Here is a 13885-nt window from a genome sequence, read left to right as displayed (position 1 = left end):
CTCGCCGGACAACCCGGCCGATCCGTCACGTCTGGTCAATCGCCTGCTCCAGCAGGGATTTACGTGACCTCACTGTGACCCCAAAGTGTCTGTTGTTCAAGTCTTGACAGTGCCATTCCCGAAATCTATGTTTCGAAAACAAGTCATATCGGCAGGTGCTTCCGCAACCTGCGGGGCAGCACGGAGTACGGAGATCACTGTGGATCCCAACACGACATCCCGGCGCACCTTCCTCGGTCTCGTCGGTGGCGGCGCGCTGGCGGCCGGCCTCGCTGCCTGCGGCAGTTCCGGCCCGACGACCACGCCCGGTTCGACCACCGCCGCGGGCGGTGCGGGCGGCGGCGCGACGTACTGGTTCCTCACCGGCCAGCCGCAGCAGGCCATCCGGGAGGCGCAGGTCAAGCGGTTCAACGACGCGAACCCGGACACCAAGATCAAGACCACCCAGTTCCAGAACGACGCGTTCAAGCAGAAGATCAAGACCGCGATCGGCGCGGGCCAGGGTCCGACGCTGATCTGGGGCTGGGGCGGCGGTGGTCTGAAGGCGTACGTCGAAGCCGGCCAGGTCGAGGACCTGACCGACTGGTTCAACAAAGAGCAGGCCGACCTGAAGGATTCGATCTTCCCGTCCGCCTTCACGGCGGCGACCGTCAACGGCAAGCTCTACGCGGTGCCGGGCGAGACCGTGACACCGATCGTGCTGTTCTATGACAAGCGCGCGTTCGACAAGATCGGCGCGCAGCCCCCGCAGTCCTGGGGCGACATCATGGACCTGGTCCCGAAGTTCAACGAGAAGGGCATCGCCCCGTTCTCACTCGGCGGCCAGTCGCGGTGGACCAACATGATGTGGCTGGAGTTCCTGTTCGACCGGATCGGCGGCGCCGAGGTCTTCCAGAACATCTTCGACGGCAAGAAGGACGGCTGGTCCGACCCGTCCGCGATCAAGGCGCTCGAAGAGATGCAGAAGCTGATCAAGGCGAACGGCTTCGTCAAGGGCTTCTCCTCGATCACCGCCGACTCCAACGCCGACCAGGCACTGCTCTACACCGGCAAGGCCGCGATGATGCTGCACGGCGCCTGGACCTACGGCAACATGAAGGCTTCTGGTGGCGACTTCGTGACCGGTGGGCACATGGGCTACATGAACTTCCCGCCGGTCGACGGCGGCAAGGGCGACCCGAGTGACACCGTCGGCAACCCGGGGCAGTACATGTCGATCTCCGCCAAGGCCACTGACGCCGAGAAGGAGACCGCGAAGAAGTTCATCGCCAACAACACCCTCGACGACGCCACGGTGGAGGCCTGGGTGAAGTCGGGCAACATCCCGGTCGTGAAGAGCGCGAAGGACAAGCTCTCGTCGATCACCGACAAGAACGACTCCGCGTGGCTGAACTTCGTCTACGACACCGCGGCGAACGCGAAGAACTTCGCCCAGTCCTGGGACCAGGCGCTCAGCCCGACCCAGGCCGAGACCCTGCTCGACAACATCGCCAAGCTCTTCCAGCTGTCGATCTCGCCCCAGCAGTTCGCCACGAACATGAACGCGGTGATCGGCCAGTGACCTCAGCCGCCCCGCCCGTACCACCGGGAACCGTCAGCAAGCCGGCCTCCGGGGTCGGGCGGAGCGGTCCGGTCGCCTGGATGGTGCTGCCCGCACTGCTCCTGTTCATCGTGTTCGGGGTCGTCCCGCTGGTCGGCGTACTCGTCCTGAGCTTCACCCGATGGGACGGTCTCGGGGCGATCCACGCGGCCGGTCTGTCCAACTGGACGTCCGTGCTCAGGGACCCCCAGTTGCCGCACAGCATCCTGGTGACCTTCGAGATCATGATCCTCTCGTGGGTGGTGCAGACCCCGATGAGCCTGCTGCTCGGCACGTTCCTCGCCGGCCGGCAGCGGTACCGCGCGTTCCTGGCCGTCCTGTACTTCATCCCGCTGCTGCTCAGCTCGGCCGCGATCGCGATCACCTACAAGGCGCTGCTCGACCCGAACTTCGGGCTCGGCCCGGGCCTGAAGCTGGACTTCCTGACGCAGGACTGGCTGGGCCGGAGCGATCTCGCGATCGCCGTGGTGATCTTCATCGTGTCCTGGCAGTTCATCCCGTTCCACTCGCTGATCTACCAGGGCGGCGTCCGGCAGATCCCCACCACGATGTACGAAGCGGCGTCGATCGACGGCGCCGGCCGGATCCGGCAGTTCTTCAGCATCACCGTGCCGCAGCTGAAGTACACGATCATCACGTCGTCGACGCTGATGGTGGTCGGCTCGCTGACGTTCTTCGACCTGATCTTCGTCCTGACCGCGGGCGGCCCCGGCGACGCGACCCGCGTGCTCGCCCTCGACATGTACCAACGTGGCTTCATGTCGAACCGGATGGGTCCGGCGAGCGTGATCGCCGCCCTCATCGTGCTGCTCGGCCTCGCGCTCGCCCTGCTGCTGCGCCGGCTCGGCGGCAGTACGACGGCCAGCCAGCAGGAAGGTGCGTGACATGGCAGTGGTGACCAGCGAGTCCGGTACGACGACCGCTCCCGTGCGCAACCCGTCGTTCCGGGCCCGGAGACTCCTGCAGCTGAACTGGTTCGGCGGACTGGCCGGGTGGATCTGGCTCGCAATCGTGCTCGTCCCCCTGTACTGGATCGTCGTCACCAGCTTCAAGGACCAGAGCGCGTACTTCACCCAGAACCCGTTCGCCCTCCCGTCCGCGCCGACGACGAACAACTACCGGCTGGTCATCGAGTCCGACTTCCCCCGGTACTTCCTGAACAGCGTGATCGTCACCGCGGGAACGATCATCCCGGCGGTCGCGATCTCGTTCATGGCGGCGTACGCGATCATCCGCGGCGCCGGCAGCAAGTTCCTGGCCGGGGTCAACGGCCTGTTCCTGATGGGGCTCGCGATCCCGCTGCAGGCCACGATCATCCCGGTCTACCTGCTGATCATCCGGATGCAGCTGTACGACAGCCTGCTGGCGCTCATCCTGCCGTCGATCGCGTTCTCGATCCCGCTGTCCGTGCTCGTGCTGGCGAACTTCATCCGCGACGTACCGAAGGAACTCTTCGAGTCCATGCGCGTCGACGGCGCGACCGAATGGGGCATGATGCGGAAGCTCGCACTGCCGCTCACCCGGCCGGCGCTCGTGACGGTCAGCATCTACAACGGTCTCGGCGTGTGGAACGGATTCCTCCTGCCGCTGATCCTCACCCAGAGCCCGGACAAGCGGACGCTGCCGCTGGCGTTGTGGACGTTCCAGGGGCAGTACAGCGTGAACGTCCCGGCGGTACTCGCGTCGGTCGTCCTCACCACACTGCCGATCGTCATCCTGTACGCCGTCAGCCGCCGCCAACTCCTCAGCGGCCTCACCGCCGGCTTCAGCCGCTAGCACTTCCGCTCCCCGGACACTTCCCGGCGACCGGAAGTGCTCACCCGGGTGCGACGGGCGTCGCCTGGAATGGCATGATCATCCGAAGGTGAGGTGACAATCACTGAGGGTGAGATCGTTGGGCTAATGTGTAAATTCCGTAACGAGGAGGCTCCCGGAAAGCGCTCTGCTCACGTACTCTGCCCAACCATGCACAGAGCCGAGCGACGGGCCAAGCGGCCCAATGTCGTGTGGTCGGTGTTCGTGTTCCTGGGGGTCAGTGCGCTCGCCGGAGCGCTGACCGCCGGACTGGCGCTTCCCTTCGCCGGTCTGGCCAGTGTCACCACGGCCAAGGCGCACGACACGGTCCAATACCTGCCCCAGGATCTCCAGACGGCGCCGCTGGCGCAGAAGTCGGTGATCCAGGACGCGGACGGCAAGACGATCGCGACCCTGTACCAGCAGAACCGGACCCCGGTCACGCTGAAGCAGATCAGCCCGGTGATGCTCAAGGCGATCGTCGCGATCGAGGACGACCGCTTCTACGAGCACGGCGCCATGGACCTCAAGGGCACGCTGCGCGCACTGCTGCGCAACCAGTCCGGCGGCAGTGTCCAGCAGGGTGGCTCGAGCATCACCCAGCAGTACGTGAAGCTGAGCCTGATCAACAAGGCCCGGACGCCGGAGGAGGTCAAGCAGGCGACCGCCGAGACGTACGAGCGGAAGATCGCCGAACTGCGCTACGCGATCGCGGTCGAGAAGGAACTCAGCAAGGACGAGATCCTGAACCGCTACCTGAACCTCGCCTTCTTCGGCGACCGCTCGTACGGTATCGAGGCCGCCGCGATGCACTACTTCGGCGTGCACGCGTCCAAACTGAACCTCCCGCAGGCCGCGATGCTGGCCGGGCTGGTGAAGAACCCGACCGGGTACGACCCGATCGACAGCCCGAAGCGGTCCAAGGCGCGCCGCGACGTCGTCCTGCGGCGGATGCAGGAACTGAACATCATCACCGCCAAGCAGGCCCAGGACGCGATCAAGACCCCGGTGATCGACCCCGCGAAGGTCCGCGTGATCCCGAGCGGCTGCGCGAACTCGAAGTACCCGTTCTACTGCGAGTACGTCGTGTCGAAGCTGAAGGAGAACAGCGCGTTCGGCAAGACCGCGGAGGAGCGCGAGAACTACATCGAGACCTCCGGCCTGGTGATCAAGACCTCGCTCGACCAGAAGACGCAGGCCGCTGCCGAGGCCTCGGTCGCGAAGCACTCGAAGGCCACCGACGACGTGGTCGCCGCGGTCACGATGGTGGAGCCCGGCACCGGCCTGGTGAAGGCGATGGCGCAGAGCCGCCCGTACGGCGCGAAGAAGGGGCAGACGGCGTACAACTACAACGTCGAGAAGTCCTACGCCGGCGGGTTCGGCGGCTTCCAGAACGGGTCGACGATGAAGGCCTTCACGATCGCCGCCGCGATCGGCCGGGGCGTACCCACGACGTACCGGATCCGCTCGCCGCAGACCATCGCGCTCGGCGGCCAGAACTTCAGCACCTGCAACGGCGCGACGTCGGTCGCGTCGTACAACCCGAAGAACTCGACCAGGACCAAGATCGACCCGTCGATGGTCGACGCGGCCCGCGCCTCCACCAACACGTACTTCCTGCAACTGTCGCAGCAGATCGGCCTGTGCCCGATCGCGACGATCGCGTCCAAGCTCGGGATGGTCGACGCCCAGACCGGGAAGCCGCTCGAGCAGGTGGTCTCGTTCACGCTCGGTTCGGCCGGTCTGATCACGCCGCTGATGCTGTCCAACGCGTACGCGACGTTCGCGGCGCGCGGCATCTACTGCAACCCGCAGATCATCACCTCGATCGCCTCGCTGAAGACCGGCAAGGCGTTCCAGACGCCGGGCCCGAACTGCCACCGGGTCCTGTCGCCGGGCGTCGCGGACGGCGTCAACTACGTCCTGCAGCAGGTGATGGTCAAGGGCGGTACCGGCGCGAAGCTGAAGTTCGGCAAGAGCGACCTGGCCGGCAAGACCGGTACGACGGACGACAACAAGGCGGTCTGGTTCGCCGGGTACTCGTCGAAGCTGGCCGCGGCCTCCGTGGTCGCCGACGCCGACCCGCCGGCAGAGAACATGATCAACCAGACCTTCAACGGCAAGGTCATGGACGACGCGTCCGGTTCCGGCACCGCGGGCCCGATCTGGCAGACCGCGATGCAGCTCGCCCTGCAAGGGCTGCCGAGCAGCAAGTTCGTCAAGCCCGACGACAAGATCATCCGCGGCAACGTGAAGGACCTGCCGTACCTGAAGGGCATGACGCCGGCGGCCGCCGCCCTGAAGCTGCAGTCGATGGGTTTCAAGGCCCGGATCGCCGCCGGCGGCCCGGTCGACTCCGACGCGCCGGCCGGCATGGTGGCCTGGACCAGCCCGCGGCAGGAGGACGGCGCCCCGGAAGGCGCGACGATCCTGTTGTTCGTCTCGAACGGCAGCAAGGCCAAGCCGACGCCGCCACCGCCGCCGGTGACCCCGCCGGTCCCGCCCCCGACACGGCCGACGGCCACCGTCAAGCCGCCGCCGGGGTTCCCGACCTGCCCGCCGTGGGATCCGAGATATCCCCGGTGCAAGCGGGGCTGATCGACCTCCCGGCGCAGCCAGCCGGCGGGTGGTCATTAGGCTGGGTCCCAACACCTAGTACTTGTGAAAGGACTCCCCGTGAGTGTCGATGAGCTGACTGCCCAGGTCGAGCGTGCCCGCCAGGACTACGAAGCGCTGGTGGCGAAGGGGCTCAAGCTGGATCTGACGCGCGGGAAGCCGTCGCCGAAGCAGCTGGACGCAGCCAACGGAGTGCTCGGGCTGAGCGGCGACCCGATCGCCGCGGACGGCACCGACCTGCGGAACTACGGCGGCCTGCATGGACTGCCTGAGGTACGGGCGATCTTCGCCGAGGACCTGCAGGTGCCGGTCGACCAGCTGCTCGCCGCCGGGAACTCGAGCCTGGAGCTCATGCACGACGCGATCGTCTTCGCCCTGCTCGGCAAGGTCCCGGGCGCGGAGCAGCGCTGGGCCGACGTCGAGGGACTGACGTTCCTCTGCCCGGTCCCCGGGTACGACCGGCACTTCGGCATCTGCGAGCGGTACGGGATCAAGATGGTCCCGGTGCCGATGACGGCCGAGGGCCCGGACATGGACGTCGTCGAGCGCCTGGTCGCCGAGGACGCCACGGTCAAGGGCATCTGGTGCGTGCCGAAGTACAGCAACCCGGACGGCACCGTGTACTCCGAGGAGACGGTACGGCGGCTCGCCGCGATGGAGACCGCGGCGCCGGACTTCAGGATCTTCTGGGACAACGCGTACGCCGTCCACCACCTGACCGACTCCCCCGCGCAGCTCGCCGACGTCCTCGCGCTCTGCGCCGAGAACGGGCATCCGGACCGCGCGTTCGTGTTCGGGTCGAGCTCGAAGATCACCTTCGCCGGCGCCGGCGTGGCGTTCTTCGGGTCCTCCCCGGCCAACCTCGAGTGGTGGCTGAGCCACACGGTGAAGCGGAGCATCGGGCCGGACAAGATCAACCAGCTGCGGCACGTGCAGTTCCTCCGCGACGCCGACGGCCTGCGCACCCACATGCGCACGCTGGCCGAGCTGATCCGGCCGAAGTTCGACGCCGTCGACAAGATCCTCACCGCCGAGCTGGGCGGCACCGGCCTGACGTCCTGGACGGCGCCGGCCGGCGGCTACTTCATCAGCCTCGAGGTCCCCGAGGGGTGCGCCCGCGAGGTGGTCGCCAAGGCGAAGGCGGCCGGCATCGCGATCACCCCGGCCGGCGCCACGCACCCGTACGGCGACGACCCGACCGACCAGGTCATCCGGATCGCCCCGACGTACCCGGAGCTGCCCGAGGTCGAGGCCGCGATCACCGGCCTCGCCACCTGCGTCCGGCTCGTCGCGAGCGAGAAGCTGCTCGCCGACCGGAGCTGATTCAGACAGGGCCTAGGTCTGGGGTATCTCGAAGATCAGGCAGGTCGACGTCGCGTGGGCGAGGAGTCGGCCGCGTTCGTCGTACAGGTGCGCCTCGGCGACCGCCGTACGGCGTCCGCGGCTGACGATCCCGCCCTCGCAGCGGAGCAGGCCGGAGTCGACCGTGACCGGCTTGATGAAGCGGGTCATCAGGTCGAGTGACGTGTAGCCGACGCCCGCCGGCAGCGTCGAGTGCACGGTGCAGCCGGCGGCGGTGTCGAGCAGGGTGGCGATGACGCCGCCGTGCACGGTGCCGAGCGGGTTGTAGTGGAACTCGGCCGCCGGCATCAGCACCGTGACCTTGCCCTCCTCGACCTCGAACCCGGTCCCGCCGATCAGACGCAGGATCGGCGGTGCCGGGAGCTCCCCGTCGCGCATCGCCTGCAGCATCTCCAGTCCCGGCGAGCGGCCGAGCCGCGCCGCCGTCTCCGCCGGATCCGCCCACTCGAAGGTCCGGCTGCGGGTCGCCCGCTGAGTCTCGGTCATGGCCTGAGCCTCACACCGGCAGCTGAGTCTGTCAATGAGACTTAGACCTCTCTGATGTGCGTCGTCCGCCCTCTCGCTAGGCTGCTGCCCGTACTGGGGGAGGAATTGTGAGGCAATTCAATGCTGCGCCCGGTTGGCCCGATCCGCCCACCGCGCGCTGGCGACCACCGAAGCACTGGCAGCCGTCCGAGTCATGGCCACCGGCACCGGCCGGCTGGGCGTTCTGGGTCAACGAGGCCGGTGAGCCGGTCCGCGGCCCGATCGGCCGGTACGGCGGACCGAGCAGGACCAAGGTCGCCGCGTTCGCGGCCGTCCCGCTCGCGCTGATCGCCGTGGTGCTGCTCAACCCGTTCGACGGCGGTGACGGCACGACGACCACGATGCCCGTGACCACCTCGGAACCCACAGCGGTCCCGACCAGCGCGGCGACGACGGACGCGACGTCCCCGACGGAGTCACCACCGACGTCCGCGCCGGCCTCGACACCGGCGACCGAATCGAGCCCGGCGACGACGCCAGTCGGTACCGCGAGCCCTGCGACGCCGACCCCGGGGTCGAGTCCGACACCGAGCGCCACCTCGGCCCCGACTCCGGAGCCGACCGTGCCGTCGGCGACGGCTTCCCGGACGACGCCGACCGTGGTCCCGGTCACGACCACAGCGGCCGTGTTCCAGACCTGCGCCGAGGCACGCGCCGCCGGGAAGGCGCCGTTGCACCGCGGGGAGCCCGGCTACTCGGCGGCGCTCGACCGCAACGGTGACGGCGTGGCCTGCGATCGCGGCAACTCCTGACGCAGCCCCTCGTTCCACAGCTCCTGCGTCTGGCTGATCCAGAACGCGGCGAACAGCAGGATCAGCACGCCCTCGATCCAGAGCACGGCGTGGTCCCACCCGGCGAGCTGCTTCCACCCGAACATCGCCACCGGTACGACGACCATCGCGACGGCGATCACGGAGTACCGGTTGGCCGGTGACCGCGGCGCCGCGTGCTCGCGCTGCTTGCGCCGGAACTGCTGTGCGTTCAGCAGCACGACCGCCACGATGCATGCGAACATCACGATCGCGGCCGCGTAGTGTGCGCGCCGGATGAACCCGGAGCGATCGACGAGGAACCAGCCCAGTCCGCCGCCGAAGATCAGGGTCGCGACGGCGAGCCCGAGTACGTACATCGGCGTCCATCCGGCCGGCCGCACGATCCGGTCGCGCACGATGAAGACCGCGGCCAGCAAGAGGCACGGCAGGCCGACCACGAACACCGCGAGCATGTTGTTCGAGACGTTCGCGGCCGCGTCGCCGAGTGCCACCGGCACCGAGTGACACCGGCCCTGCCCCGGGGTCGGCACCAGGGCGACGGCCGGCGCGAGGATGCCGGCCACGTTGAGCAGGATGTCCTCCGGCTCGGTGTTGCCCTTCAGCACCACCATGCAGACGCCGATGGTGATCAGTGCGCCGACGAAGATCGCCCGCACCGGCGTGTAGTAGTAGGCGCTGATCGACGTCTGCAGACAGTGCGGGTCGGTCTTCGACCATTCGATCACCAGCGCCGCCCCGAGCAGGACGATCATGGCCACCATCGCCATCCGGAGGTAGCGATAGGTCTTGATGGAGTAACCGCCCGGCACGCTCATCCTCAGCCCCCTCGACGTGAGCTCCTGGTGACCGTCAGTATGCGCCGTTCATCGCCGTACGACGAGAGGCGGGAATGCCGCCTGGATGTACGCCCCGCAGTCCGTCGGTCCGCGCCGCGATGGCCGGTTCCTGTCATCAGAGCCGGATGGACTTCTTGTTCATGAACTCCTCGATGCCGGCCGGGCCGAGTTCGCGGCCGAGGCCGGAGCGTTTGATGCCGCCGAACGGGAGGTCCGCCTGCGAGCCGCCGGCGCGGTTCAGGTAGACCATCCCGGCGTCGATGCGGTCCGCGACGCGGCGGTTCCGGTCGGGGTCGGTGCCCCAGACCGAGGCGCCGAGACCGAACGGGGTGTCGTTCGCGAGCCGGACCGCGTCGTCCTCGTCGGCGGCCCGGAACACGATCACGACCGGGCCGAAGATCTCCTCGTAGTACGCGTCCATGTCCGGCGTGACGTCGGTGAGCACCGTCGCCTCGAGGTAGGCGCCGGGCGTGATGCGGCGGCCGCCGGCGCGCAACGTGGCGCCCTGTTCGACCGCCTTCGCGACCTGCGCGGCGACCTCGTCCGCCGCGGCCGTCGAGGCGAGCGGCGGGAGCTTGGTCGCGGGATCGGCCGGGTCGCCCGGGACGTAGTACTCCGTGACGCGCTTGGTGAGCCGCTCGACGTACTCGTCGTAGATGCCGGCCAGGACGATCATCCGCTTGGGCGCGTTGCAGGACTGGCCGCAGTTCCGCATCCGCGCCGTCGCGGTGGCGTTGACGGTCTCGTCCAGGTCGTCGGTGTCGAGAATGATCAGCGGGTCGGAGCCGCCGAGCTCGAGCACGGTCTTCTTCAGGTGCCTCCCGGCCTCGGCGGCGACCGCGATGCCGGCCTGTTCGCTGCCGGTCAGCGAGACGCCGGCGATCCGCGGGTCGGCGAGGATCGCGGGGATCTGGCGGCTGGAGGCGAACGTGTTCACGTAGACGTCTCGCGGTACGCCGGCCGCGTGCAGGATGTCCTCGATCGCGCGCGCCGACCGCGGGCAGATCGAGGCGTGCTTGAGCAGGATCGTGTTGCCGAGCACCAGATTCGGCGCGACGAACCGGGCCACCTGGTAGCAGGGGAAGTTCCACGGCATGATCCCGAGCAGTGGCCCGATCGGTCCCTTGGTGATGACCGCCTTCCCGCCCTTGATGTCGATCGGCTCGTCGGCGAGCAGCGCCGGCCCGTGCTCCGCGTAGTACCGGAAGATGTCGGCCACGATGCCGACCTCGCCGAGCCCTTCGGTGACCCGCTTCCCCATCTCCAGCGTCATGATCCCGGCCAGCTCGTCCGCGCGCTCGGCGAACAGCTCCGCCGCCCGCGCCACGATCGCCGCCCGCTCCCCCACGCCCCGCCCCCGCCAGTCCGGGTACGCCGCGTGCACCCGCCCGATCGCGCCTTGCACCTCCTCCTCCGTCGAGTTCGCCACTTCCTCCACCAACACCCCACGCACCGGATCGGTGACTGAATACATCGGCTACCTCCATCCGAGATCAGAACGCCACCATACTGTATACAGTCTTCTCGGATCTGTCGCCGTCAGGTGAGCACGCCGGGTGCGGTTGTGGTGGGGGTGTTGAGGGGGCAAGCTCAGGTTTGCCCGTTGTGCCGCCCCTTCGTCGATCGGATGCCCGCCCGTGTCTGAGCAACGGAAGTTTCGTCGTGTAGTGCGTTTGGTTGCTGTGCTGGCTGCTGTCTCGGTGCCGTCGGTGGCGCTGGCGTCGCCGGGTGAGAACGCTCCCCCGGATCCGGCGAACGCGTGGCAGTACCCGCATTGGCCGCAGAAGCAGCCCTGGCAGGAGTCGGGGCCCGATGCCCGGGTGGCGACGACGCTCGCCGGCGGGTTGCCGGGGCCGATCGACCCGCAGAACTGGGAGAACCCGGACCACATGACGTGGGAGGACTACGTCAAGCCGCCGGGCACCAACTGGGCCGACCCGGCAATCAAGGGGTCCGAGCGGACCTTCAAAGGCGCGCTCGTGCTGCTCGACTACCCGAACCAGGACTTCGTCGTCACCAAGCCGAAGGGCTCGACCGTCTTCGGCAACCCGAGCGCCGCGGCGAACGGCGTACCGCGCGAGCAGACCGCTCAGTTCTACAAGGACTTCCTCAACACACCGCAGCCGCTGAACCACGGTCACACGCTGCACGAGTACTGGATGGAGGACTCCGGCGGCCGGTACGGCGTCGACCTCACCGCATTCGGGCCGTACCGGATGCCGGGCAAGTCGCACGAGTACGGGATGGAGATGCAGAGCGACGAGGACTGCCCGGCGGGCGACAACTGCTCGCGGAACATCCGCACCGACGGCCGGGCGGCGTGGGTCGCCGATCAAGGTCCCGGCGTACCGGCCGGGTTCGACTTCGTGTTCTTCCTCAGTGCCGGGCAGGACGAGTCGTCCACATGGCAGGAGTTCGGGATGATGAAGTTCCCGACCAAGGAGGACGTGACCGACGAGTTCGGTCCGCCGGATCCCGCACAGCGCAACTGGTCCGGGACGCGGTACGTCGACTGGACGTCCTGGGCGGCCGGCTCGTCGATCTGGCCGAACGCCGGCGGCGGCTCGTCCACGCAGGCGGAGAGCTCCGGGATGGGCGTGTTCGCGCACGAGTTCAGCCACATCCTCGGCATCGGCGACAACTACAACAACCCGTACGGCGTCCCGCCGCGGCGCGCGTACACCGGCATCTGGGAGATGCTCAGCCGGGGCAGCTTCAACGGCCCCGGCGGACCGCACAGCCGGTGGATGATCCCGGCGACCGGTGGCGCGTCGATGGGCGCGCAACACATGCTGCGCAACAAGATCAAGCTCAAGATGGTCGACGAGCAGAACGTGCTGCGGCTGTCCCGCGAGGCGCTCGCGTCGTCCGGTGTGGTGATCGCCAAGGTCACGGCCCGCAGCGTGAAGCCGGGTGCGAAGGACCTGTCCGGGATCAACATCGAGCTCGGCGGGAAGGGTGACCTCGCGCCGCCGTGCGACGAGACGAAGGACCCGTTCTGCGACGGCCGCGAGTACCAGAACTACACGGTCGAGGTCGTCGACCGGATGGGCACCGACTCGTTCACGCCCGACGCCGGCGTACTGCTCGCGAAGACCAAGAACCAGGACCGCGCCCCGTTCGAGTGGGTGATCGACGCGAACCCGCAGGACATCGGCATGACCGACTACGTGCTGCCGGACGGCACGAAGGTCCCGATCACGATCGGCGACTACCGGCAGCTGTCCGACGCACTGTTCCACGCCGGCACGAACTCAGGCAGCGAGTACGAGTACACCGACACCGCGAACCGCCTGCACTTCTACATCACCGATGTGCGCCGCGACCGCCAGGGCGTGCTCTCCTACACCGTCGCGATCCGCTCCCTCGACGGCGCCGGCACGCAGAAGCGCGGCGTACGCCTGCTGCCGACCGTCGCCAAGCCGGACCGCAACGGCGTACAGACCTGCAACTTCCAACTGACCAACACCGGTCGTGCGGGTACGACGTCCACACAGCCCGAGGACGTCACGCAGTACGTCGACGGCGACGTGTACCGCCTGACCGCCAGGTCCAACGGCTGGCCGATCGCCCTCCCCAACGCCCTGGCCACCGCCGACGCCGGCCAGCAGGTCACCGTCCCCGTCCACACCAAGCCCGGCACCGGCCCGATCGCCCAGATCACCCTCACCGCCACCTCCGAAAGCGACCCCACCAAGTCATCCACCGCCACCTGCACCGCCATCAAGCGCTGACAGCAAGGCGCCGGGCGTCCAGCCCAGCCGGACGCCCGGCGCCGCGTGGAGGTAGTCGACGACCTGCTCGACGTCCCAGCCGTGGGCCTCGGTGAGGCCGGTGGCGATCCAGTGGAGGTACGACGCTGTGGGTGCGACCGGGTCGAGTTCGGTGATCGTGCCGTGGGTGACGGTGTACATCGGGTGGCCATCGAGTTCGCCGAGGCGGACCACGGTTTCGTAGCGGCCGGAGCCCATGGTGTGGTGCTCGACGACCTCGGGCAGGCGTGTGGCCAGTTCTGCTGCGAAGGGGCCGCCGGGGGCGCGCCACATTTCCTGGGCGGCGACATCGCCGAGCTGTTCGGGAGTGAGGAGGTAGGCGCGGCCGGCGACCTGGCCGGGGCCGGATCGGTCGTAGAAGGCCGATCCGCCGCCCCAGACCTTGGATGCTCCCGCGAACACCACGCTGCCGGGGACGAACACGCCTTCGGCGCGGGCGGGCGCAGTGCGGTCGCGGCAGCCGGGATAGACGCGGGCGCCGCCGCGCGGGCGGCCGCCGGACAGGTAGCAGGTGAAGCGTTCGAGGGCGAGGTTGGAGCCGTAGGCGACGTACCACACCTGATCCGTCAAGCTTGCACCTTCCGTGAGGTTAAACGTTCAGACTAG

At 68.2% G+C, this 13885-nt stretch carries 11 protein-coding genes; 7 read left to right on the top strand and 4 right to left on the bottom strand.

The features are described 5' to 3' along the window. Window positions 1-199 precede the first annotated feature (199 nt). The 5 genes from BJY22_RS22775 to BJY22_RS22755 all read left to right on the top strand — a co-directional run bounded on the left by BJY22_RS22775 (window position 200) and on the right by BJY22_RS22755 (window position 7333). Window positions 200-1561, top strand: a complete 1362-nt coding sequence (locus tag BJY22_RS22775; protein ID WP_337758878.1) for an extracellular solute-binding protein — start codon at window positions 200-202, stop codon at window positions 1559-1561. Next, entirely contained in the window at window positions 1558-2484 is a 927-nt protein-coding gene (locus tag BJY22_RS22770; protein WP_337758877.1) for a carbohydrate ABC transporter permease, read from the top strand. The genes BJY22_RS22775 and BJY22_RS22770 overlap by 4 nt, the downstream gene beginning before the upstream one ends. 1 nt (window position 2485) lies before the next feature. Further along, a complete protein-coding gene (locus tag BJY22_RS22765) occupies window positions 2486-3376 on the top strand; it encodes a carbohydrate ABC transporter permease (RefSeq protein ID WP_167209900.1) in 891 nt (296 codons plus the stop codon). A gap of 189 nt (window positions 3377-3565) precedes the next feature. Then, a complete protein-coding gene (locus BJY22_RS22760; RefSeq protein WP_167209898.1) occupies window positions 3566-5992 on the top strand; it encodes a transglycosylase domain-containing protein in 2427 nt (808 codons plus the stop codon). A 78-nt stretch (window positions 5993-6070) separates the two neighbouring features. Then, window positions 6071-7333, top strand: a complete 1263-nt coding sequence (locus tag BJY22_RS22755; protein ID WP_167209896.1) for an aspartate aminotransferase type Ic — start codon at window positions 6071-6073, stop codon at window positions 7331-7333. A 12-nt stretch (window positions 7334-7345) separates the two neighbouring features. On the opposite strand, the gene BJY22_RS22750 is transcribed toward BJY22_RS22755, so the two are convergent. Then, window positions 7346-7858, bottom strand: a complete 513-nt coding sequence (locus BJY22_RS22750) for a PaaI family thioesterase (RefSeq protein WP_167209894.1) — start codon at window positions 7856-7858, stop codon at window positions 7346-7348. A gap of 107 nt (window positions 7859-7965) precedes the next feature. Between BJY22_RS22750 and BJY22_RS43025 the strand changes: the two genes are divergently transcribed. Next, window positions 7966-8649, top strand: coding sequence for an excalibur calcium-binding domain-containing protein (locus tag BJY22_RS43025; RefSeq protein ID WP_337758876.1), 684 nt, complete (start codon window positions 7966-7968; stop codon window positions 8647-8649). Here BJY22_RS43025 and BJY22_RS22740 read toward each other — a convergent pair. Together BJY22_RS22740 and BJY22_RS22735 are read right to left on the bottom strand one after the other, a co-directional pair. Next, the gene (locus BJY22_RS22740; RefSeq protein WP_167209892.1) at window positions 8589-9485 is read right to left on the bottom strand and encodes a hypothetical protein; all 897 of its coding nucleotides are present in this window, start codon (window positions 9483-9485) and stop codon (window positions 8589-8591) included. The genes BJY22_RS43025 and BJY22_RS22740 overlap by 61 nt on opposite strands. 136 nt (window positions 9486-9621) lie before the next feature. Continuing rightward, the gene (locus BJY22_RS22735; RefSeq protein ID WP_167209890.1) at window positions 9622-10980 is read right to left on the bottom strand and encodes an NAD-dependent succinate-semialdehyde dehydrogenase; all 1359 of its coding nucleotides are present in this window, start codon (window positions 10978-10980) and stop codon (window positions 9622-9624) included. Window positions 10981-11173: 193 nt separating this feature from the next. Here BJY22_RS22735 and BJY22_RS22730 point away from each other — a divergent pair, with 193 nt between their 5' ends. Beyond that, complete coding sequence (locus tag BJY22_RS22730) at window positions 11174-13240, top strand: M6 family metalloprotease domain-containing protein (RefSeq protein WP_337758875.1); 2067 nt, start codon at window positions 11174-11176, stop codon at window positions 13238-13240. Here BJY22_RS22730 and BJY22_RS22725 read toward each other — a convergent pair. Next, window positions 13205-13849 carry a histone deacetylase gene (locus BJY22_RS22725; RefSeq protein WP_167209886.1) on the bottom strand — a complete coding sequence of 215 codons (645 nt, stop codon included), beginning with the start codon at window positions 13847-13849 and terminating at the stop codon, window positions 13205-13207. The two genes, BJY22_RS22730 and BJY22_RS22725, sit on opposite strands and share 36 nt — an antisense overlap. Between the last annotated feature and the right edge of the window lie 36 nt (window positions 13850-13885).

Source organism: Kribbella shirazensis (assembly GCF_011761605.1).
Lineage (GTDB): Bacteria > Actinomycetota > Actinomycetes > Propionibacteriales > Kribbellaceae > Kribbella > Kribbella shirazensis.
Note: the sequence above shows the minus strand (reverse complement) of the source record. Positions and strands in the feature narration are given on the sequence as shown.

Bases quoted from the DNA above. Each gene is read 5' to 3' on its own strand.
- BJY22_RS22750 (WP_167209894.1), bottom strand. From the start codon at position 7,858: ATGACCGAGACTCAGCGGGCGACCCGCAGCCGGACCTTCGAGTGGGCG.
- BJY22_RS22740 (WP_167209892.1), bottom strand. From the start codon at position 9,485: ATGAGCGTGCCGGGCGGTTACTCCATCAAGACCTATCGCTACCTCCGG.
- BJY22_RS22765 (WP_167209900.1), top strand. From the start codon at position 2,486: ATGGCAGTGGTGACCAGCGAGTCCGGTACGACGACCGCTCCCGTGCGC.
- BJY22_RS22760 (WP_167209898.1), top strand. From the start codon at position 3,566: ATGCACAGAGCCGAGCGACGGGCCAAGCGGCCCAATGTCGTGTGGTCG.
- BJY22_RS22735 (WP_167209890.1), bottom strand. From the start codon at position 10,980: ATGTATTCAGTCACCGATCCGGTGCGTGGGGTGTTGGTGGAGGAAGTG.